This window comes from Arthrobacter sp. BE255 (assembly GCF_031457335.1).
Lineage (GTDB): Bacteria > Actinomycetota > Actinomycetes > Actinomycetales > Micrococcaceae > Arthrobacter.
In genome coordinates, this window is record NZ_JAVDWK010000007.1 from 45868 (window position 1) to 66577 (window position 20710).

The 20710-nt window shown below is 67.1% G+C and carries 19 protein-coding genes; 15 read left to right on the forward strand and 4 right to left on the reverse strand.

What is annotated here, in order from left to right; translation table 11 throughout:
- Positions 1 to 70 precede the first annotated feature (70 nt).
- The 8 genes from rhaI (at position 71) to J2X42_RS13305 (ending at position 10593) form a co-directional block, all read left to right on the forward strand.
- Positions 71 to 1237, forward strand: coding sequence for an L-rhamnose isomerase (gene rhaI, locus J2X42_RS13270; protein ID WP_310165851.1), 1167 nt, complete (start codon positions 71 to 73; stop codon positions 1235 to 1237).
- Positions 1238 to 1241: 4 nt separating this feature from the next.
- Positions 1242 to 3278 (forward strand): bifunctional aldolase/short-chain dehydrogenase, encoded by a 2037-nt coding sequence (locus J2X42_RS13275; protein WP_310165852.1) that lies wholly within the window; start codon positions 1242 to 1244, stop codon positions 3276 to 3278.
- Positions 3275 to 4762, forward strand: coding sequence for a rhamnulokinase family protein (locus J2X42_RS13280; RefSeq protein WP_310165854.1), 1488 nt, complete (start codon positions 3275 to 3277; stop codon positions 4760 to 4762). Before J2X42_RS13275 ends, J2X42_RS13280 begins: the two co-directional genes overlap by 4 nt.
- Before the next feature lie 188 nt (positions 4763 to 4950).
- Positions 4951 to 7467 (forward strand): glycoside hydrolase family 95 protein, encoded by a 2517-nt coding sequence (locus J2X42_RS13285; RefSeq protein ID WP_310165856.1) that lies wholly within the window; start codon positions 4951 to 4953, stop codon positions 7465 to 7467.
- Positions 7468 to 7527: 60 nt separating this feature from the next.
- On the forward strand, positions 7528 to 8547 hold the full coding sequence (locus J2X42_RS13290) for an acetylxylan esterase (RefSeq protein WP_310165858.1): 1020 nt from the start codon (positions 7528 to 7530) through the stop codon (positions 8545 to 8547).
- A 321-nt stretch (positions 8548 to 8868) separates the two neighbouring features.
- Entirely contained in the window at positions 8869 to 9990 is a 1122-nt protein-coding gene (locus tag J2X42_RS13295; protein WP_310165860.1) for a 3-deoxy-7-phosphoheptulonate synthase, read from the forward strand.
- A gap of 140 nt (positions 9991 to 10130) precedes the next feature.
- Positions 10131 to 10343 carry a helix-turn-helix domain-containing protein gene (locus J2X42_RS13300; RefSeq protein WP_131134902.1) on the forward strand — a complete coding sequence of 71 codons (213 nt, stop codon included), beginning with the start codon at positions 10131 to 10133 and terminating at the stop codon, positions 10341 to 10343.
- A gap of 151 nt (positions 10344 to 10494) precedes the next feature.
- Complete coding sequence (locus J2X42_RS13305; RefSeq protein WP_003792170.1) at positions 10495 to 10593, forward strand: 30S ribosomal protein bS22; 99 nt, start codon at positions 10495 to 10497, stop codon at positions 10591 to 10593.
- A 202-nt stretch (positions 10594 to 10795) separates the two neighbouring features.
- Here J2X42_RS13305 and J2X42_RS13310 read toward each other — a convergent pair whose 3' ends face one another.
- Positions 10796 to 11614: an HAD-IB family hydrolase gene (locus J2X42_RS13310; RefSeq protein WP_310165863.1), complete on the reverse strand. Its 819-nt coding sequence runs from the start codon at positions 11612 to 11614 to the stop codon at positions 10796 to 10798.
- An 89-nt stretch (positions 11615 to 11703) separates the two neighbouring features.
- Between J2X42_RS13310 and J2X42_RS13315 the strand changes: the two genes are divergently transcribed.
- Together J2X42_RS13315 and J2X42_RS13320 are read left to right on the forward strand one after the other, a co-directional pair.
- The gene (locus J2X42_RS13315; RefSeq protein ID WP_310165866.1) at positions 11704 to 11958 is read left to right on the forward strand and encodes a glutaredoxin family protein; all 255 of its coding nucleotides are present in this window, start codon (positions 11704 to 11706) and stop codon (positions 11956 to 11958) included.
- Between the two features lie 90 nt (positions 11959 to 12048).
- Positions 12049 to 12807, forward strand: a complete 759-nt coding sequence (locus J2X42_RS13320) for a redox-sensing transcriptional repressor Rex (RefSeq protein WP_310165868.1) — start codon at positions 12049 to 12051, stop codon at positions 12805 to 12807.
- A gap of 86 nt (positions 12808 to 12893) precedes the next feature.
- On the opposite strand, the gene J2X42_RS13325 is transcribed toward J2X42_RS13320, so the two are convergent.
- The 3 genes from J2X42_RS13325 to J2X42_RS13335 form a co-directional block, all read right to left on the reverse strand.
- Positions 12894 to 13787 (reverse strand): hypothetical protein, encoded by an 894-nt coding sequence (locus J2X42_RS13325; protein ID WP_310165869.1) that lies wholly within the window; start codon positions 13785 to 13787, stop codon positions 12894 to 12896.
- Positions 13788 to 14026: 239 nt separating this feature from the next.
- On the reverse strand, positions 14027 to 14737 hold the full coding sequence (locus J2X42_RS13330) for a hypothetical protein (RefSeq protein ID WP_310165871.1): 711 nt from the start codon (positions 14735 to 14737) through the stop codon (positions 14027 to 14029).
- A gap of 183 nt (positions 14738 to 14920) precedes the next feature.
- Positions 14921 to 15469 (reverse strand): YceI family protein, encoded by a 549-nt coding sequence (locus J2X42_RS13335; protein ID WP_310165873.1) that lies wholly within the window; start codon positions 15467 to 15469, stop codon positions 14921 to 14923.
- A gap of 202 nt (positions 15470 to 15671) precedes the next feature.
- On the opposite strand from J2X42_RS13335, the gene J2X42_RS13340 reads away from it, so the two are divergent.
- The 5 genes from J2X42_RS13340 to ccsB are packed head-to-tail and all read left to right on the forward strand — an operon-like array spanning position 15672 to position 20624.
- Positions 15672 to 16352: a histidine phosphatase family protein gene (locus J2X42_RS13340; RefSeq protein ID WP_310165875.1), complete on the forward strand. Its 681-nt coding sequence runs from the start codon at positions 15672 to 15674 to the stop codon at positions 16350 to 16352.
- Between the two features lie 35 nt (positions 16353 to 16387).
- A complete protein-coding gene (locus J2X42_RS13345) occupies positions 16388 to 16966 on the forward strand; it encodes a TlpA disulfide reductase family protein (RefSeq protein ID WP_131134946.1) in 579 nt (192 codons plus the stop codon).
- Positions 16967 to 16981: 15 nt separating this feature from the next.
- Positions 16982 to 17737 carry a cytochrome c biogenesis protein CcdA gene (locus tag J2X42_RS13350; RefSeq protein ID WP_310165878.1) on the forward strand — a complete coding sequence of 252 codons (756 nt, stop codon included), beginning with the start codon at positions 16982 to 16984 and terminating at the stop codon, positions 17735 to 17737.
- A complete protein-coding gene (locus J2X42_RS13355) occupies positions 17737 to 19488 on the forward strand; it encodes a cytochrome c biogenesis protein ResB (protein ID WP_310165879.1) in 1752 nt (583 codons plus the stop codon). Before J2X42_RS13350 ends, J2X42_RS13355 begins: the two co-directional genes overlap by 1 nt.
- A complete protein-coding gene (ccsB, locus tag J2X42_RS13360; RefSeq protein ID WP_310165881.1) occupies positions 19488 to 20624 on the forward strand; it encodes a c-type cytochrome biogenesis protein CcsB in 1137 nt (378 codons plus the stop codon). The genes J2X42_RS13355 and ccsB overlap by 1 nt, the downstream gene beginning before the upstream one ends.
- Positions 20625 to 20710 lie beyond the last annotated feature (86 nt).

Here is a 20710-nt window from a genome sequence, read left to right on the forward strand (position 1 = left end):
CAGGCTCCAGCAGCGGGGCCGCAGCAACACCACCCATACCGCAGTAACAAAAGACCGGAAAGAACCCATCATGAATGACGTAGCAACGGCGCTGGGCAGGCTCGGGGAGCTTGCCATCGAGGTCCCTTCGTGGGCTTATGGAAATTCAGGCACGCGTTTTAAGGTGTTTGGCACGCCGGGTACCCCGCGGACGGTGCAGGAGAAGATCGCGGACGCCGCCAAGGTGCACGAGCTGACCGGCCTCGCCCCCACCGTTGCCCTGCACATTCCGTGGGACAAGGTGGACGACTACGCCGCCCTGAAGGAATACGCGGCGGGCCTGGGCGTTGGCCTTGGCACGATCAACTCCAACACCTTCCAGGATGACGAGTACAAGTTCGGTTCGCTGACGTCCTCCAACGAGACAGTGCGCCGCCGGGCGGTCGCGCACCACCTGGACTGCATCGAGATCATGCACGCCACGGGTTCGAAGGACCTGAAGGTCTGGCTGGCGGACGGGACCAACTACCCGGGCCAGGATGATATGCGCGGACGCCAGGACCGGCTCGCTGAGTCGCTGCAGGAGATCTACGCAGCGCTGGGGGATGAGCAGCGCCTGGTCCTGGAATACAAGTTCTTCGAGCCGGCTTTCTACCACACCGATGTTCCGGACTGGGGCACCTCCTACGCACAGACCCTCGCCCTGGGCGAGAAGGCGATGGTCTGCCTGGACACGGGCCACCACGCGCCGGGCACCAACATCGAGTTCATCGTGATGCAGCTGCTGCGCCTGGGCAAGCTCGGCTCCTTTGACTTCAACTCCCGCTTCTACGCGGACGATGACCTGATCGTGGGCGCAGCCGACCCGTTCCAGCTGTTCCGCATCATGTACGAGGTCATCCGCGGGGGCGGCTTCGGCAGGGACTCCGGTGTGGCCCTCATGCTGGACCAGTGCCACAACCTGGAGGAGAAGATCCCGGGCCAGATCCGCTCGGTCCTGAACGTCCAGGAAATGACGGCCCGCGCCATGCTGGTGGACACCGCTGCGCTGACGGAAGCCCAGCGGTCCGGTGACGTCCTGGCCGCGAATGGTGTGTTCAACGATGCCTTCTACACCGACGTGCGGCCCATCCTGGCCGAATGGCGTGAATCCCGCGGCCTGCCCGCGGACCCGATGGCCGCCTTCAAGGCCAGCGGATACCAGAAACAGATCAACGAGGACCGCGTCGGCGGCCAGCAAGCCGGATGGGGCGCATAAGAGCATGACTAACAAGACTGTTGAAGACCTGATTTCCCGCTCCAACCGCCTGGGCGCGGACAAGCGGAACACCAACTTCGCCGGCGGCAACACCTCGGCCAAGGGCACGGAGAAGGACCCGGTGACGGGCGAGGACGTCCAGCTGTTGTGGGTCAAAGGCTCCGGCGGAGACCTTGGCACGCTGAAGGCGGGGAACCTCGCGGTGCTGCGCCTGGACCGGCTGAACGCCCTGAAGAACGTCTACCCGGGCGTTGAACGCGAAGACGAAATGGTTGCCGCTTTTGATTACTGCCTGCACGGCAAGGGCGGCGCTGCGCCGTCGATCGATACCGCCATGCATGGCCTGGTGGACGCCGCCCACGTGGACCACCTGCACCCGGACTCCGGGATCGCCATTGCCACCGCGGTGGACGGCGAGGCCCTGACCACCAAGATCTTCGGCAACAAGGTGGTCTGGGTGCCCTGGCGCCGGCCCGGTTTCCAGCTTGGCCTGGACATCGCCGCGATCAAGGACGCCAACCCGCAGGCCATCGGCACCATCCTGGGCGGCCACGGCATCACCGCCTGGGGCGACACGTCCGAAGAAGCAGAGCAGAACTCACTGTGGATCATCGACGAGGCCGAGAAGTACCTCCGCGAAAACGGCAAGGCCGAACCCTTCGGCCCCAAGCTGCCCGGCTTCGGCGCGCTGCCGGAAGCGGAGCGGAAGGCCAAAGCCGCCGCACTCGCACCGGTGATCCGCGGCCTGGCCTCCACGGACAAGCCGCAGCTGGGGCACTTCAGCGATGACGCCGTCGTCCTGGACTTCCTCGAAGCCGCCGAGCACCCGCGCCTGGGTGCGCTGGGCACGTCCTGCCCGGACCACTTCCTGCGCACCAAGGTCAAGCCCCTGATCCTGGACCTGCCGGCCGATGCCTCGATCGAGGACTCCGTCGCCCGGCTGCAGGAACTCCACACTGCCTACCGCGAGGACTACCAGGCCTACTACGACCGCCACGCTGACGCTGAGTCCCCGGCGCTGCGCGGCGCGGACCCGGCCATCGTGCTGGTCCCGGGCGTGGGCATGTTCTCCTTCGGCGCCAACAAGCAGACCGCCCGCGTTGCCGGCGAGTTCTACATCAACGCCATCAACGTCATGCGCGGTGCCGAGGCGATCTCCACCTACGCACCGATCGAGGAATCCGAGAAGTTCCGGATCGAGTACTGGTCGCTGGAGGAAGCCAAGCTGGCACGCCTGCCCAAGCCCAAGTCGCACGCCACCCGCATCGCCCTGGTGACCGGTGCGGCGTCGGGCATCGGCAAGGCCATCGCCACCCGCCTCGCCGCGGAAGGCGCCTGCGTGGTCATCGCGGACCTGAACCTGGAGAACGCCCAGGCCGTCGCCGAGGAGCTCGGCGGCTCCGACGTCGCCATCGGCGTCCAGGCCGACGTCACGGACGAGGCCCAGGTCATCGCGGCCATCGACGCCGCGGTGCTGGCGTTCGGCGGTCTTGACCTGGTGGTCAACAACGCCGGCCTGTCCATCTCCAAGCCGCTTCTGGAGACCACGGAAAAGGACTGGGACCTGCAGCACAACGTCATGGCCAAGGGCTCGTTCCTGGTGGCCAAGGCCGCGGCCAGGGTCATGATTGCCCAGGACATGGGCGGGGACGTCATCTACATCTCCTCCAAGAACTCCGTGTTCGCCGGGCCGAACAACATCGCCTACTCCGCCACCAAGGCAGACCAGGCCCACCAGGTCCGGCTCCTCGCGGCCGAACTGGGCGAATACGGCATCCGCGTCAACGGCATCAACCCCGACGGGGTGGTCCGCGGCTCCGGTATCTTCGCCGGCGGCTGGGGCGCCAAGCGCGCCGCGGTCTACGGCGTGGACGAGCAGGAACTGGGCAAGTACTACGCCCAGCGCACCCTCCTCAAGCGCGAGGTCCTGCCCGAGCACGTGGCCAACGCCGCCGCGGTCCTGACCAGCGCAGAGCTGTCCCACACCACCGGACTCCACATCCCCGTGGACGCCGGTGTGGCAGCAGCCTTCCTGCGATGACCGACCCAGCAGCACAGAACACCGCCCCGGCCACCGCCGGGGCGGTGTTCGCCGCAGTCGACATCGGCGCCTCCTCCGGCCGGGTCATCCTCGGCCGGGTCCTCGACGGCGGTGCCGCCGCGGCCGGGAGCGTGGAGCTGGAAGTGGTGCACCGGTTCCCCAACGGTGTGGTGGAGATCGACGGCGGCCTCCGCTGGGATTTCGACGCCCTGTTCGCCGAAGTGCTCAAAGGCCTCGCGGCCGCCGCCACCGTGGCTGCCGCGCAGGACGAAACCATCACCAGCATCGGTATCGACACGTGGGCGGTGGACTACGGCCTGGTCAACAAGGCCGGCGAGCTGACGGCCCAGCCGTACAGCTACCGGGATGACCGCAGCCGTGCCGCCGTCGCGCCCGTCCATCAGAAACTGGACCCGGCCCGGCTCTACGGAACCACCGGCCTGCAGTTCCTGCAGTTCAACACGCTGTACCAGCTGGCCACCGAGCCGGACCTGGACGGTGTGCAGGCGCTGCTCATCCCGGACCTGATCGCGTTCCTCCTGACCGGACAGCGCCGGACGGAAGCGACCAACGCCTCCACCACCGGCCTGTTCGACGCCGTCGCGGGGGAGTGGGCCACCGAGTTCCTCACCGCCCTGGGGCTGCCCAAAAAGCTGTTCCCGCCGCTGGTGCAGCCGGGTGAAACCGTCGGCACGCTCCTGCCGGCGGTCGCCTCCCAGGTGGGCCTGCCGGCCGGCACCAAGGTGGTGGCCGTCGGCTCGCACGACACCGCGTCCGCCGTCGCCGCCGTCCCTGCGCAGGAGGAGAACTTCGCCTACATCTCCTCCGGCACCTGGTCCCTCGTGGGACTGGAACTGAAGCATCCGGTCCTGACCGAGGCCAGCCGGGAAGCGAACTTCACCAACGAACGCGGCGTGGACGGCACCATCCGCTACCTGCGCAACATGGGCGGCCTCTGGCTGCTCAGCGAATGCCAGCGGACCTGGGCCGCGGAAGGGTTCACCCCGGAACTAACGGCGCTCCTCACGGCCGCTGCGGCTCTGCCACCGGGCGGGCCGCAGATCAATCCGGACGATTCGTACTTCATCGCCCCGGACAACATGCCTGACCGCATCCGCGCCGCGGTCCGCCGCACCGGGGACGTCCTGCCGGACGACCCCGCCGCGATCACCCGCTGCATCATGGACAGCCTGGCCACCGGCTACGCCCGCACCATCCGCGACGCCGAACGCCTCGCGGACCGCACCGTTGACGTGGTCCACGTGGTGGGCGGCGGCTCGCAGAACAGGCTGCTGTGCCAGCTCACGGCCGACGCCACCGGCAAACGCGTCATCGCCGGTCCGGTGGAAGCCACCGCCCTCGGCAACGTCCTGGTCCAGGCCCGCGCCGCCGGCCAGGTCACCGGAGGCCTCACGGAACTGCGAAGCCTCGTGGCAGGTTCGCACGGGCTGCAGGTTTTCACCCCGGAGCTCTCGCGCCTGTAGGTCCTTGGACACCGCTCCATTTTGGCGCGAACGTACACTTGGCGCCCTCATCGCAGGGCGCCAAGTGTACGTTCGCGCGTTAAGGCCGGCGCCGGAATGTTGGATGCGCGGGGCCATGGAGCGGCGGCGGGAAATCGCTTCCCGAAACCCCTGTTTTCAGCTGGTCTATTCCCCTAGGATCTAATCCCGTGCGCACAGAACATACCCTCGTCTACGATGCCCCTGCCGCCGACTGGCTGGAGGCCCTGCCGCTCGGAAACGGGAGGCTGGGAGCCATGGTTTTCGGCGGGAGGGCGCTCCCGGGAAGTCCGGCGCGCGAGCACCGCTTCCAGCTCAACGACGGGTCCGCCTGGTCAGGTTCGCCGCGCAGCCAGGACCTCGAACCACACTTCAGCCGAGAACGGGCCGACGGCATCCTCGCCGAATCCCGGCGCCTGATCCGCGACGGCGACTACGCCGCTGCCCACGAGGCCCTCAAGGAGCTGCAGCACCGGCATTCGCAGTCCTACCTGCCGTTCGCCGACCTCTTCCTCACCATTGCCCCCTCCGGCAGTGCAGCAGCCGCGAGGCCCGCAACCAACGGGGATCCGGCCTACAGCCGTTCCCTTGACTTCGCCCGCGCCGTCAATTCCACCCGCTATGAGGTGGACGGCCACCCCGTCAGCGTGCACGCCTTCGCGTCCCACGAGCCGTCGGTCCTGGTGATTTCGGTGGAAACCGACGCGCCGCAGGGCCTTGACCTCGCCGTCCGCCTCGACTCGCAGCTGCGCATCCTCCGCCGCACCGGAGCACCCGCATCCGGCCCGTCGTCGGCCGTCCTTGAACTGAAGCTGCCCAGCGATGTGCCACCCTCGCACGACGGCGGCGCAGTGGAGTATTCCGACGACGATTCCCTCAGCCTGCAGGGCGCCGTTGCGGCGGCCTGGGAGCATAACGGCACCGAGGCGGAAGCGGACGACGCCGGCCTGGCCGCCACGGGCGTCCGCCGCGCCGTCGTGTACGTCACCACGGAGACCACCTTCCGCGGGCCGGGCCGGCAGCCCGGGGGAACAGTGGCAACAGCGGCCAACTCCGCCCGCGGCACCCTGGCCGCCGCCAGGGCCGCCGGGCAGGAGGCGCTTCTCGCCCGCCACGAACACAGCCATGCTGAGCTCTACGACAGCTGCAGCATCACCGTGGACACGCCGGCATGGCTGGGCGCCAACACCGCACGCCGCCTGGAGGCGGCCAACACCCATCCGGACGGGCCGCTCGCCGCGGACCCGGGACTGGCGGCACTGCTCTTCAACTACGGGCGCTACCTGCTGATTTCCAGCTCGCGGACCGGGGCTCCGGGCTCCCGTGAAGGAAGCGCCTGGCTCGGGACGCCGGCAAACCTGCAGGGCATCTGGAATGACCAGCTGCAGGCACCGTGGAGCTCCAACTTCACCACCAACATCAACCTGCAGATGAATTACTGGGGAGCCGAGCCCACAGGCCTGGCCGCGTGCGCGGGGCCCCTGTTCGCGCTCATCGGGGCCCTGCAGGAAACCGGCGCGGCCACTGCCCGGGAGTACTACGGTGCCCGCGGCTGGGCCGTTCACCACAACTCGGATATCTGGGGTTACAGCAAGCCCGTGGGCCACGGCGCGCACTCGCCGGAATGGTCCTACTGGCCCGTGGCCGGGCTGTGGCTCGTCCGCCACCTGTGGGAGCACCTCCAGTTCGGCGCGCACGGCACGGAGTCCGCACGGGGCTTCGCCCGCGACACTGCCTGGCCCGCCATCCGCGGCGCGGCCGAATTTGCCCTGGACCTGCTGGTGGAGTTCCCGGACGGAACGCTGGGAACCAGCCCTTCGACGTCGCCGGAAAACAGTTTCACGGCGCCGCTCCCCGGTGGAGGCACCAGCCGGGCCGCCGCCGCCGAATCGTCCACCATGGACCTCACCCTCATCCGCGACGTGTTCCTCATGCTGGGCTCCCTCGCCGGGGAGCTGGGACTGGAAACGGACCCGGTGGTGGCCGAGGCCCAGGCGGCCCTTCCGCGGATCCCGGAGCCAACACCTGGCCGGAACGGCAGGCTCCGCGAGTGGCTGGCAGACCCGGAGGAGTGGGAGCCGACGCACCGCCACGTCAGCCATCTCTACCTCGCCTACCCCGGCGACGCGCCCCTGACGCCCGAACTTGAGGCCGCCGTCAGCGCCAGCCTGGACGGCCGCGGCGACGAATCCACCGGGTGGTCACTCACATGGAAAATCCTGCTCCGGGCCCGCCTCCGCCAGCCCGGGAAGGTCAGCGACCTCCTCCGGCTCTACTTCCGGGACATGGCCACGGACCGAGGCGGCCAAAGCGGCGGACTGTATCCCAACCTGTTCGGGGCGCACCCGCCGTTCCAGATCGACAGCAACCTCGGCTTTGTGGCCGGCCTGGCTGAATGCCTGCTGCAGAGCCACCGTACGTCCGGCGGTGTGCCCGAGATCGAACTGTTGCCGGCCCTGCCACGGGAACTGCCCGACGGCGCCGCGCACCGCCTGCGCGCCCGCCCGGGCGTGGAGGTGGACCTGGAGTGGAAGGACGGCCAGCTGGCCGGCGCCACCCTGACCTCGGCGACGGCCAGGAACGTGCGCATCCGCTACGGCGGCGCCGTCCAGGACCTTCACCTGGAGCCGCTTCGGGCAACAGTTCTGAACCTCGCGTTATTTAGCCCGGCGGGGGCTTCCGCATGACATAGGATCACCGAAAGTTCCCGGAGCTTCCAGCCACACCAGATCTGACAGGACCGCACCATGCCGCTTTTTGACCTCCCCCTTGCCCAGCTCCGCGGCTACACGTCCGCGGCCACGCCGCCGGCCGACTTCCAGGACTTCTGGGACGCCACCATTGACGAAGCCCGGGCCTTTCCGCTCAACGCCACGTTCGAGCCCGTGGAAAACTACCTGATGGTCATCGACACGTTCGACGTGACGTTCGCCGGGTACGGAGGGGCTCCCATCAAGGGCTGGCTGCACCTCCCGGCGAACCGTCCGGAGGGAAGCCGGCTGCCCGTCGTTGTGCAGTACATCGGCTATTCCGGCGGCCGCGGACTGGTCAACCAGGACACCAAATGGGCCCAGGCGGGCTACGCGCACTTCATCATGGACACCCGCGGCCAGGGCTATGGCGGGACGCTGGGGGAGACGGCGGATCCGCACCCGTCCGCAGGCGAGGTGGCCCACGCCGGGCTGATGACCAGGGGAGCGGGCAGCCGCGAGGACTACTACTACCGCCGCGTGTACGTTGACGCCTTCCGGGCCGTGGAGGCTGCCCAGTCCCACCCCGAGGTGAATCCCTCCCGGGTGGTCCTCGCCGGCGTCAGCCAGGGCGGCGGCATTGTGGTGGCCGTCGCCGGCCTGGTGGCAGGAAGGCTCGACGGCGTCATCGCCGCGCTGCCGGACGTCCCGTTCCTGCAGGACTTCCCCCGCGCCATCGACATCACGCCCCGCGGGCCCTACCCGGAGATCGCCGCTTTCCTGGGCCGGCACCGGGACCGGTACGAGCACATGCTTTCGGTCCTGAACTATTTCGACGGCGTCAACCTTGCCCGGTCGGCCACTGCCCCGGCGCTGTACTCGGCCGCCCAGATGGACGACATCTGCCCGCCGTCGACGGTTTTCGCCAGCTTCAACGCCTACGGTTCGGGCACCGCGGACGCCTCCGGCACGGGGGCCGCCAAAGACATCGAGGTCTACCGCTTCAACAACCACGAAGGCGGCCAGGAGTACCACTGGATCAAGCAGCTGCAGTTCCTGCGCAAGCTCGCGGGCTGACCTGCCGGCCCATCCGGGCCAACAGCACCGCGCGAACTGGCAGATAATGACGCCTCCGGACGGATTCTGGGGTCATTAGCTGCCAGTTCGCGCCGAGGTTAAGGGCGGATTTGCGTCCGGAGCGATGCCGCGGTTATGGTCTTGGCTATGACTAACCGTTGGTATGCGTATTTTTCGTTGGCTCTGGAGGGGCCCGCGTCTAACTGACACGCATCCAACTTTCCTTCAGAGCCAACAGGGCAGAGATCATTCTCTGCCCTTCGCCATTTCCCGGCGGGTTCTGATTTGGGCCCGCTTCCACTCCCGGAACAGGACCCAAACATGAGCACCGCAACAGCCGCCACAGCCACACCGGCCGCAAAATCCACGTCAAACCTGCGCGTCAGCGAATTCACCGCGCTGCCCACGCCCCAGGAACTCATCGCCGAGCTGCCCCTGGACGCCCGGGTGACCGACGTCGTCGAACGCGGACGCGATGAAGTCCGAGCCATCATGGACGGCGTGGACGACCGCCTCCTGGTCATCGTGGGCCCCTGCTCCATCCACGACCCCAAGGCCGGCCTGGAATACGCCCGCCGGCTGGTGAGCCAGGCTGAGAAGCACAAGGAAGACCTGCTGGTCGTGATGCGGGCCTACTTCGAAAAGCCGCGCACCACGGTCGGCTGGAAGGGCCTCATCAACGACCCGCGGCTGGATGGCAGCCACGATATGGCCACCGGGCTCCGGACCGCCCGCCAGTTCCTGCAGCAGGTCACCGCACTGGGCCTCCCCACCGCCACTGAGTTCCTGGAACCCATCAGCCCGCAGTACATGGCGGACCTGATTTCCTGGGGCGCCATCGGGGCACGCACCACCGAAAGCCAGATCCACCGCCAGCTGGCCTCCGGCCTGTCCATGCCTATCGGCTTCAAGAACGGGACCGACGGCGACCTCCAGGTCGCCGTGGACGCCTGCGGTGCGGCCGCGGCCGCACAGGCGTTCCTGGGCATCGACGGCGACGGCCGGGCATCGCTGGTGGCCACCGCCGGCAACCCGGACACCCACGTCATCCTCCGCGGCGGACGCAAGGGGCCCAACTACTCGGCGGCCGACGTCGAAAGCGCCTCGGCAAAGCTGGCAGGCAAAGGCCTGAACCCGCGGCTGATCGTGGACGCCAGCCACGCCAACAGCGGCAAGAGCCACCACCGGCAGGCCGAAGTTGCGCTGGAAATCGGTGCGCAGCTGGAGGACGGGGGCCGCTCCGCCGACGCCATCGCCGGGGTCATGCTGGAGAGCTTCCTGGTGGGCGGCGCGCAGAACCTGGATGTCGCCGAGCACGCCGCCGGACGCTCGGAACTCGTCTACGGCCAGAGCGTCACTGATGCCTGCATGGAATGGGATGTCTCGGTGTCGGTCCTGGACCAGCTCGCGTCCTCGGCACGCAAGCGCCGCACGGCGAAATGATTACCCGCGATGACTTTCACAATAGCCCCATGAACCTCTAGAGTATCTAGCACATGGTTGGTGGATGGCTCAGCATCGGCACACCGCAATGGCATAAACCTGGGGTCATGTTGTCCATCCGTCAGCAAAGGAATAGGGAAATGTCCGCAGAACAGAACTTCTCAAACGCGAAGTTCCTGACCGTGGCCGAAGTGGCCGAGGTCATGCGCGTCTCCAAAATGACCGTGTACAGGCTGGTCCACTCAGGTGAAATGCCTGCAGTGCGGTTCGGCCGTTCATACCGGGTGCCGGAAAGCGCCGTCGACCAGTACCTCAAGGGCGCTGTTGTGGACGGCCATTCCGAGACCGCCTGAACCGCACTGTCAGTGGGTGCCCCGGATAAGCGGTACCCTGTTAAGGAACGTTTTACGTCATTGTAAGAATCTGTCGGTTGTTTCAGTCTGTAGCTCTGTCCACGGACCTTTCCAGCAGACAGGTACTGCATCTAGTTTGTGAGGAACTTTCGTGGGTTCAGTTATTAAGAAGCGTCGCAAGCGTATGGCCAAGAAGAAGCACCGTAAGCTGCTTCGCAAGACGCGCCACCAGCGCCGCAATAAGAAGTAGAGATACTTCGAACTGCGTGAAATGCCCGTTGCCTTCCCGGCAGCGGGCATTTTGTTTTGTCGGGTGAGGTCGCCATCGACGTTTCACCGTCGCTTAGACACCACCGATAGGCGGTCCGGCGGTCGCTGGGCGACCTCTGTCCCGCGATCGGCGGCGATGCGCTCCTACGTGAAACCCCGACGGCGACAGTTGTGGCGGCAGGTTATGCCCGCGGGCCGCGGATGCGGGCGAAGCCCCGCCACAGGCCGTAGATGGCGCCGCCGACCGTGGCCCACTTCAAACCGAGTGTGGCGGCGCGGCGGCCGGAGCGGAAGTCGTAGACAGGCCAGTTGTTGTCGCGGGCGTGCCGGCGGAGCCTGGCGTCCGGGTTGATGGCCACCGGGTGGCCCACGAGGGTCAGCAGCGGGATGTCGTTGTACGAGTCGCTGTAGGCCCAGCAGCGCTTGAGGTCCAGACCTTCGGCGTCGGCGATGCCCTGGACAGCCACCGCCTTGGCCGAACCGTGCAGGATGTCGCCCACCAGCCGCCCGGTGTACATCCCGTCGGCTATCTCGCCCACGGTGCCCAGGGCGCCGGTCAATCCGAGCCGCGTAGCGATGACGGTTGCCACTTCGATGGGGGTGGCCGTGACCAGCCAGACCCTGCGGCCCACGCGCAGGTGCTGCTGTGCCAGGGCTTTGGCGCCGGGCCAGATCCTGGACGCGATCATCTCGTCGTAGACTTCCTCGCCGAGGGCCTTGACGTCTTCCACCGTAATCCCGGCGGCCAGGTTCAGCGCCGAATCGCGTACCGCATGGACGTCGTCCATGTTCTCGCCGCGTGTCACAAACTTGAACTGCTTCCAGGCGAACCCTGCCGCCTGCGTCAGCGTAAATGCGCCGCGCTGGTGCATCTTGCGTGCCACATGGAACAGGCTGGCGCCCTTCATCAGGGTGTTGTCCACGTCGAAGAACGCCGCCTCGCCGGTCTGCGGCGCCGCAACCGGCTGCGTGACAACAGCGACGTACTTCTCCTGGGGCATGTCCCCGAGTCTAGCCAATGCAGGAGGCCCCAACTGTCGCGGACCTGTGCGCCGCGCTGTCCGCCCCCAAAGGGCGATACGGTTAATGCATGGCAAGACCGCAGGTTGTCCTCATCACCAAAACCGACTGTCACCTGTGCGCGGACGCGCGCGACGCCGTCGGGCGGGTGACTGCCTCCCTGGGACTTGGGTGGACGGAACAGCGGGTCGACGACGATCCCGAGTTGCGTGACCGCTATGCGGAAGAGATCCCGGTGGTGCTGGTGGACGGTATCCAGCGCGATTTCTGGAAGATCGACGAGTCCCGGCTGGAGCGCGTCCTGCAGCGCGCCATGGCGCAGTAGGGCATCGGTTCCGGGCAATGGCACCGGCTTTGTTGGCATCAGGCGCGGGGCTCTAGAGTGGAAGCACAACGCGACGCAAGGGAGGGGATAGTGAGTTCACTGGATTCATCTCCCCAGGCTGTCCACGGTGCCCCGGACAGGGCCGGCAGCCAGGACGCGGCGGACGTGCAGGACAGCAAGATCGCCGCGGATGGCAAGACCGCCGCTGCAAAGCAGATTCCGCCGGCCGCGGTAGCCCGCCTCACCCTCTACTTGCGTGCGCTCAATACGTTGCTGGCCGAAGGCGTCGAGCGGGTCTCCTCCGAGTCGCTGGCTGAAGCGTCCGGCGTCAGCTCCGCCACGCTGCGCAAGGACCTCTCGCACGTGGGCTCGTACGGCACGCGGGGCGTGGGCTACGAGGTCCAGTACCTCAGCCGCCACATAGCCGCGGCGCTGGGTCTCACCCACGACTGGAAGGTGGCCATTGTCGGCGCCGGCAACCTCGGCAAGGCGCTGGCCAGGTACGGCGGCTTCGAGTCCCGTGGGTTCGACGTTGTGGCCATATTTGATGCCGACCAGATGGTGGTGGGCAACGAAGTGGGCTGGCTGCGGGTCAGCGACGCCGCCGACCTCGAACCCGTCCTGCAGCGCACGGGCGCCAACATGGTGGTCCTGGCCCTGCCCGCCGCCGTGGCGCAGGGCGTGTGCGACCGCGTGGTCGCCGCCGGCGTCCGCAGCATCCTTAGCTTTGCACCCGTGATGCTCCAGGTGCCCGACTATGTCAACCTCCGGAAGGTGGACATGGCCACCGAACTCCAGATCCTGGCCTACCACGCACAGCGGGCGCAGACCCCGGGCCAGACCGCCTAGCAATCCGGCGGCTCCGGGATCCACGCCCGCAGGGTGTGGTTGCTGATGTTGTTCAGGGCCGGAATGGTTTCCGGCGGGCCCTCAGGCTAGCGGCCGTAAGGGTTTCCAGGCTGGCCGTACGGGTTGGCAAACGGCTGCTGCTTGCGGAAGTACGGGGCTGCGGCAGGCAGGTAAAGCAAAACGATGGCTGCGATTCCCATCAGCGTTCCCAGCGTTCCGATGTTCGGCACCTGGAAGAGGCCGAAGACGGACAGCGCCGCGAACACGGTTCCGAGGATCCGTGCCCAGTTCTTGCCCTTGCGGACGAAGAGGGCCACGAGGGCGTAAAGCGCGGCCCCGATGATGGCAAAGACCACCAGGGTGCCGGCAATGACGCCCTTGAGGTCCTCGTAGGAGACCTGGCCGGCGGCGCCGCCGCTTTGCATGGCCTCTTCAAACGTGCTCCGCATCAGCGGATCATCCAGCTGGCCAATGCCCATCAGCATGGAGATGACAAAAACAACGCCGGACGCGACCAGCAGCCAGAAGGAAATGTTGACCAGCTGGGGGACTCCGTTGCTGCCCGATGCCGCCGGCTGCTCAGACGGGTACTGGGCGTACGGTGACTGCCCGTACTGCTGGCCAAACGGCTGCTGGCCGTAGGCCGGGGCCTGCGGCGGGTTCTGGCCGAACGGCGGCGGGTTCTGGCCGTACTGGGGCGCCGGGGAGCCCTGTTCGCCGTACTGCGGGGCGTTCTGGCCGAACGACGGCGGGTTCTCGCCGTACTGCGGAGCGTTCTGTCCGTACTGCGGAGCGGGCGGTGTGACCTGGCCGTACTGGGGGGCGTTCTGTCCGTACTGCGGAGCGGGGGGCGTGGGCTGCGGTGCGGGCGGCGTGGGCTGGCCGAACTGCGGCGCATTCTCGCCGTAGCGGGGAGCAGGGGGCTGGCCGCCGGACTCCGGCTCGTTGGGGTTGGGAGGCTGGACAGGAGGCGTGCTCATGAGCGGTCCTTTTCAGGTCGGAGTGCGGATCGGCTGCCGGGATCGGTGCACTGGCCCTACCCCCAGCAAGGCTTACTTCCACCGTACCCCCGGGCAGCCCCTGAGCGGGTCATTCCGGAGAGGTATTCCCGCGGCATTCCGCGCCCAGGCAGTGGCAGCTCCGGAGGCGCCGGAAAGGCCGCCGCCCGGCTGGATCGCCAGGCTGCGGCCTTCGGGTCAACGGACTAAGCGGTGGCCGATCAGCCCCGGCCCTTAACGGCGGCGAACCAGGCCTGCGAGTTGGGTACCCACATCAGTACGGTTGCCGCGGCGCTGATCAGGAATCCGAGCCAGTTGTTGCCGATGCCGCCGCCCACGCTGCCGCCGATCACGGCGAGGACCAGGGAAACGCCGGCCACGATGGTCAAGGCCAGGCGTGCCCATTCCTTGCCTTCCTTCATCCTCAGCACGAGGACAATCTGTGCGGCGGCGATGGCCAGCGCCACCAGGACCAGGAGGAGAACCACAATGGCGGCGGCGGGCGCAACGGTGAACAACGCCAGCGCTGCGAACAGCCCGAGGACTCCGCCCAGGACGCCCAGGATGCCGCCAATGAGCCAGATCCAGTAGGAGACCTTGAGCTCGGTGGGCAGCCCGGCCACGTTGAACATTCCCGCGAACCCGCCCTTGGGCAGCACGTCGTTGAAGTTCCGCGGGCCGTCCGTTGGCATCTCGAACTTGAAGCTACCCGGCTGGCCCTGCTGCGGAATTGGCTGGCCTGGCTGCTGGTAGGGCTGGCCCGGCTGCGGGTAGGCCTGGCCCGGCGGGGGATAAGCCTGGCCGGGGGCCTGGTATCCCTGCGGTGGCGGCTGGAAACCCTGCGGCGGCTGGTAGCCGGCGGGAGGAACGTTGCTGGCCGGCGGCTGGGCATCCGGCTGCTGCGGCGGCGGAACTTCACTAGGGTTGGTCATGGCTCTCACTGTAGACCGGGCACTCCCTGGTATCTAGGAGATCCGGGGCGAAATCGCGGGGAACAGCCGGGGTTTTCCACAGGAGGGACGGACGGCCAGGGCGGGACCGCTGGAGGCAGTTAAAGTACTGTGCCCGGCCGCGGGATCCAAGGGGATCCGCGGCCGGGCACAGAGGGCGGGAAATTAGGCTGCGGGTGCGATGAACGCGAGCTCAAGGTTGATGGCAACCTTGTCGCTGACCAGCACGCCGCCGGCTTCCAGCACTGCGTTCCAGGTCAGGCCGAAGTCCTTGCGGCTGATGGTGGTCTCGGCGGAAACACCGGCGCGGGTGTTGCCGAACGGGTCAACGGCCACTCCGTTGAACTCGGTTTCCAGCGCGACGGGCCGGGTGACGCCCTTGATGGTCAGGTCGCCGGTCAGCTCGTAGGTGTTGCCCTTGGCCACCAGGCCGTTGGAAACGAAGGAGATTTCCGGGAACTTCTCCACATCGAAGAAGTCTTCGCCGCGGACGTGGCCGTCGCGGTTCGCATCGCCGGAGTCGAAGCTGGCGGTCTGGATGGTGGCGCTGATCCTGGAGTCGGCCACGTTGTCAGCCAGGTCCAAGGTTGCTGCGGCATCCTTGAACTGGCCGCGGACCTTGCTGATGCCTGCGTGGCGGACCGTGAAGCCGATTTCGCTGTGCGAGTTGTCCAGGGTCCAGGTGCCGGTGGTGACGTCTGCGGGAAGTGACATGGTGTTTCTCCTTGGGAGTGTGTCGGGTAGTACTTAGAAAAGTTGACGCTTCATTTGTTGAAGTCTCAACTAACTGCTGCATCCAGTATAAACATGCATTTGCATCTTTTGTTCCCACTTTCGGAACATTTTTTGAAAACCTTGAGTTCTACTGGATGTAGAAGATTTCGGATAGCACGCCATCTTTGAGAAACTGGTAAACATGCCCCAAGCCACTGTCCATCTGCTCCGCCACGGCGAGGTCCACAATCCCGACGGCGTTCTGTACGGCAGGCTGCCCGAATTCCACCTCTCCGAGCTGGGCCGGGAGATGGCGCAGACCCTCGCAGCGCACTTCAGCGAGCGTGCCGCGCAGGGTGCCCGGATCGTCTATCTCGCGGCGTCGCCGCTGGTCAGGGCGCAGGAGACGGCCGCGCCCACGGCCGAAGCCCTGCACCTGCAGGTCCACACGGATGAGCGCATCATTGAGGCCCAGAACTACTTCGAGGGCATCAGGGTCACCAAGGCAGAGCTCCGGAAGCCCAAGCACTGGCCGCACCTGGTCAACCCGCTCAAGCCTTCGTGGGGCGAGCCATACAAAGCCCAGGCCGCCCGGGTCCGGGCCGCGGTCGAGGACGCCAGGCTCCGTGCCATCGAACTGGCCGGCGACGACTACGGGACGAACGGGCCCGAGGCCATTATGGTCAGCCACCAGCTCCCCATCTGGGCCACCCGGCTCAGAGCCGAGGGCCGCCCGCTGTGGCACGATCCGCGCAAACGCGAGTGCACTTTGACGTCCATCACCTCGCTGGTGTTCGACGACGACGGCTCCCTCCTGCGCGTTGAGTACAGCGAGCCCGCTGCCGCCCTTCTTCCCGGTGCCGCCACCACCCCGGGAGCCTGACAGTGACGTTTAACCCCCAAACCTCCCGCCGCAGCATGCTCGCCGCGGGTGGCGCCGCACTGACTGCACTGACCCTTGGCCTGTCCGCCTGCGCCCAGGAGGACGCCCTCGCCAAGCAGGCCAAAGCCGGAGACAACAAGAACTACGTTGCCGGCGACGGCTCGGTGACGGAGTTTGCCGCCGCCGACCGCAAGGCCGCCGTCGCCGTTAACGGCACCTTGTTTAACGGCACCGCCGTGACTCCCGCAGACTTCCAGGGCAAGGTGACCGTCCTGAACTTCTGGTTTGCCGCCTGCGCCCCCTGCCGGGTGGAAGCGCCCATCCTGGAGGAGCTGCACCAGGAGTTCACGGACCAGGGTGTGCAGTTCTTCGGCGTCAACCTCCGCGACGAAAAAGCCACCGCAGAGGCCTTCGACAAAACGTTCGGCCTGACGTACCCCAGCTTCGACGACAAGAACGGCGCCGTGCTCCTGGCCGTATCCGGACTTGTCCCGCCGGGTGCCGTCCCCACCACGCTGGTCCTGGACAAGCAGGGCCGCGTTGCCTCCCGCGTGCTGGGCGAAATCCAGAAGGGCACCCTCAAAGCCCTCATTACCGCCGCCGTGGCAGAGTAGCGGCGGCCCCGGACCGTGAACAGCCCCTTCGCCGAAGCCATCCTGAACGGCTCGCTCCTGCTTGCCATCCCGGTGGCGCTGCTGGCCGGCCTGGTTTCCTTCCTCTCGCCCTGTGTCCTGCCCCTGGTGCCCGGCTACCTGGGCTACGTCACCGGCCTCAGCGGCGTGGACCTCGAACGGCAAAAGCGCGGCCGGATGCTCGCAGGCATCGGGCTCTTCGTGCTCGGATTCTCCGTGATCTTCGTGCTGCTCGGCGGGGCCTTCGGCCAGCTGGGCACGCTGATCACCGGCTCGCAGAACGCCTGGATCACCCAGCTCCTGGGCGTCCTGGTGATCATCATGGGCGTGGTGTTCATGGGCGGCTTCGGCTGGCTGCAGCGTGATGCCAAGATCCACGCCAAGCCGCCGGCCGGCCTGTGGGGTGCGCCCCTGCTGGGTATCACGTTCGGGCTGGGCTGGGCGCCGTGCATCGGTCCCACGTACTCGGCCGTCCAGCTCCTGAGCCTGTCCGGCGGTTCCTCCGCCGCCAAGGGCGCCTTCCTTGCCTTTGTCTACAGCCTGGGCCTGGGCATCCCGTTCCTGCTGATTGCCCTGGCGGTCCGGCGCGGCATGGGCGTGATGTCCTTCTTCCGCAAACACCGCCTGGCGATCCAGCGCACCGGCGGGGGCATCCTGATTGTGCTGGGGCTGCTGATGGCCAGCGGCGTCTGGGGCACCTGGGTGACAGGGCTGCAGTACTGGTTCCAAACCGATGTGAAGTTGCCGATCTGATGAGCGAGCGCGTGAAATCCAACAAGTTGTCCCCGGCCCCCATTGCCGCCGCCAAGGCTGAGGCAGCCCTGCCCGCCCTCGGGCCGGTGGGGATGCTGCGCTGGGCCTGGACGCAGCTGACCAGCATGCGCACGGCATTGTTCCTGCTCCTGTTGCTGGCCGTCGCGGCCGTGCCCGGTTCGCTGTTCCCGCAGCGCCCGGCCAACCCGTCCATCGTGACGCAGTACATTAAGGACAACCCGGACTACGGGAAGCTGCTGGATACCCTCCAGCTCTACGACGTCTACTCCTCGGCCTGGTTCTCGGCCATCTATATCCTGCTGTTCATCTCGCTGATCGGCTGCGTGGTTCCGCGCGCCATCGCGCACTACAAAGCGATGCGCTCCCAGCCGCCGCGTACCCCCAAACGGCTCTCCCGCCTCCCCGAGTACGGCACCCTGGTGGTTCCCGCCGACGCCGGCCTCCCGGCGTCGGACGCCATCCGCAGCGCCGCCGGGCTGCTCAGGAAGCGCGGCTACCGCGTTGAGGTGAGGGACGACGACGGCGCGCGGCCGTCTTTGGGAGCCGAGCGCGGCTTCCTGAAGGAAGTGGGGAACCTGGTGTTCCACACCTCGCTGATCGGCGTCCTGGTGTCCGTGGCCGTGGGCGGCCTGTTTGGCTACAGCGGCCAGCGCATCCTGGTGGAGGGCGACACCTTCGTCAACACCCTGGTGGGCTACGACCAGTTCACCCCCGGCACCAACTTCCAGTCCAGCCAGCTGCAGCCGTACTCCATCCAGCTGGACAAGTTCGCCGTCACGTTCGACCGTGAATCCCCGGGCAAATTTGGTCAGCCCATCGACTTCAACGCCGAAGTCACCACCCGGGAAACCCCGGACTCGCCGGCCAAACAGGAGGTCTTGAAGGTCAATGATCCGGTGACCCTGGGTGGCACCAGCATCTACCTCACGGGCAACGGCTACGCCCCCGTGGTCACCATCCGCGACGGCGAAGGCAATGTGGCCATGCAGGGCCCCGTGGTGGCCAAGCTCCAGGGCGAGAACTATTACTCCTCCGTGGTGATCAAGGTGCCGGACGCCAAGCCCGACCAGCTCGGCTTCGCCGGCTTCTTCCTGCCCACCGCGTTCGTCACCGAGGAAGGTGTCTCCTTCAGCGGGGACCCCGAGCTGATCAACCCGCAGCTGACCCTGAACTCGTTCTACGGGGATCTTGGCCTGGATGACGGCGCCCCGCAGAACGTGTTCGAACTGGACGTCAAGGACCTGACCCCGCTGAACGCCCGCAACTTGGACGCCGGCGGCATCACCCTGGCGCCCGGCATGAGCTACACCCTGCCGGACGGCAAGGGGACCATCAGTTTCGACGGCGTGAAACGCTACGTGGGCGTGGACATCCACCACAACCCCGGCCAGCTGTACGCCCTGATCTTCGCCCTGCTCGCAGTGGCAGGCCTCATCACCTCCCTCTACGTCAACCGCCGCCGTGTCTGGGTCCGCACCGGAGCCCACGAGGACGGCCGGACCATGGTGGAATACGGACTCCTCGCCCGCGGCGAGGACCACCGCCTGGCTGCCGAGGCGGCAGCCATCAGGACGCTTCTCTCCGACGAGTGGCAGCTGACTGCCGAACACGGGGACGGCGAGGCCGAACGCTCCGCCGGCATCCAGCAAACTCCCAGCCGCCAGGACGATAATGGCGCAGACTCTCTCACCACCCCAGCTGGCCCCACCGGGCCGAAAAAGGACCAGTAATGCTGTTCGCCATCAACGAAACCATGGGCCAGTACAGCGAGCTGTTTATGCTGCTCGCCGCCGGCACGTACACCGTGGCCTTCATCGCCTTCGCCTGGGACCTGGCGAAGAGCAGCAAGGCGTTGCGCGCCATTGATCTCAAAGCGGCCCAGGCGGAGCAGGCCGCAGCGAAGGTCCCCGTCGGTGCAGGAATCGGTGCAGGAGTCGGTGCAGCTGTCGTTGGCGCGGGCTCTTCTGCCGGCACGGACAGGACCGAGTCGCACCTTGCCGGGCCCGCGGGCCGGGCTGAACGGCCGACGTCGTCCGCCGCCAAGCAGGCCGGCGGCGCCTCAGGTGCGGGCCAGACCGCCGACGCGGACATGCGCTACGCCGCGGAACGCCGCGCCCCGGCGCGCGTCGCCGTCGCGCTCACCGTCCTAGGTGTGCTGATCCACGCAGCCGGGGTCATCACCCGGGCCCTGGGCGCAGGCCGCGTGCCCTGGGGCAACATGTATGAGTTCCTGACCACCGGCGCCTTCGTGGCCGTTGCCGTGTTCCTCCTGGTGCTGATCCGCCGTGACCTGCGCTTCCTGGGTACGTTCGTCGTCGGCCTGGCGATCATCATGCTGGTGGCCGCCTCCGTGGCCTACTGGACTCCGGTGGGCCACCTGGTGCCGGCGCTGCAGAGCTACTGGCTGATCATCCACGTCTCCATCGCCGTGATGTCCTCGGCCCTCTTCACCCTTACGTTTGCCATGTCCGCCCTGCAGCTGGTCCAGGCGCACCGGCAGAAAACCGTCGCCTCCGGCGGCGGTGACAAGCTCGGCTTCATGCGGCTGGTGCCGTCGGCGCTCAGCCTGGAAAACCTGTCCTACCGGATCAACGCCATCGCCTTCATCGGCTGGACGTTCACGCTGATGTTCGGCGCCATCTGGGCGGAGAAGGCGTGGGGCCGGTTCTGGGGCTGGGACACCAAGGAAGTGTGGACGTTTGTCATCTGGGTGGTCTACGCCGGCTACCTGCACGCCCGCGCCACCCGCGGCTGGACCGGCACCCGCGCGGCCTGGCTCTCGATCGTCGGCTACCTCTGCGTGATCTTCAACTTCACCATTGTCAACCAGTTCTTCAACGGCCTGCACTCCTACTCAGGCCTCTGAGCAGGGGTTTCTTTGCCGGACGCCATTCCCGCGCAGGGGAAAGTAAAATCGGTGTAGCAATAAGGGTGTTGCCGGCGAATCGGTAA

Excerpts from the sequence above, each read along its gene's own strand:
- rhaI (WP_310165851.1), top strand. The coding sequence starts at position 71 with ATGAATGACGTAGCAACGGCGCTGGGCAGGCTCGGGGAGCTTGCCATC.
- J2X42_RS13335 (WP_310165873.1), bottom strand. The coding sequence starts at position 15,469 with ATGTCACTTCCCGCAGACGTCACCACCGGCACCTGGACCCTGGACAAC.
- J2X42_RS13300 (WP_131134902.1), top strand. The coding sequence starts at position 10,131 with ATGTCCGCAGAACAGAACTTCTCAAACGCGAAGTTCCTGACCGTGGCC.
- J2X42_RS13290 (WP_310165858.1), top strand. The coding sequence starts at position 7,528 with ATGCCGCTTTTTGACCTCCCCCTTGCCCAGCTCCGCGGCTACACGTCC.
- J2X42_RS13315 (WP_310165866.1), top strand. The coding sequence starts at position 11,704 with ATGGCAAGACCGCAGGTTGTCCTCATCACCAAAACCGACTGTCACCTG.
- J2X42_RS13295 (WP_310165860.1), top strand. The coding sequence starts at position 8,869 with ATGAGCACCGCAACAGCCGCCACAGCCACACCGGCCGCAAAATCCACG.
- J2X42_RS13325 (WP_310165869.1), bottom strand. The coding sequence starts at position 13,787 with ATGAGCACGCCTCCTGTCCAGCCTCCCAACCCCAACGAGCCGGAGTCC.
- J2X42_RS13310 (WP_310165863.1), bottom strand. The coding sequence starts at position 11,614 with ATGCCCCAGGAGAAGTACGTCGCTGTTGTCACGCAGCCGGTTGCGGCG.
- J2X42_RS13330 (WP_310165871.1), bottom strand. The coding sequence starts at position 14,737 with ATGACCAACCCTAGTGAAGTTCCGCCGCCGCAGCAGCCGGATGCCCAG.
- J2X42_RS13345 (WP_131134946.1), top strand. The coding sequence starts at position 16,388 with ATGCTCGCCGCGGGTGGCGCCGCACTGACTGCACTGACCCTTGGCCTG.
- J2X42_RS13340 (WP_310165875.1), top strand. The coding sequence starts at position 15,672 with ATGCCCCAAGCCACTGTCCATCTGCTCCGCCACGGCGAGGTCCACAAT.
- J2X42_RS13275 (WP_310165852.1), top strand. The coding sequence starts at position 1,242 with ATGACTAACAAGACTGTTGAAGACCTGATTTCCCGCTCCAACCGCCTG.
- J2X42_RS13280 (WP_310165854.1), top strand. The coding sequence starts at position 3,275 with ATGACCGACCCAGCAGCACAGAACACCGCCCCGGCCACCGCCGGGGCG.
- J2X42_RS13355 (WP_310165879.1), top strand. The coding sequence starts at position 17,737 with ATGAGCGAGCGCGTGAAATCCAACAAGTTGTCCCCGGCCCCCATTGCC.
- ccsB (WP_310165881.1), top strand. The coding sequence starts at position 19,488 with ATGCTGTTCGCCATCAACGAAACCATGGGCCAGTACAGCGAGCTGTTT.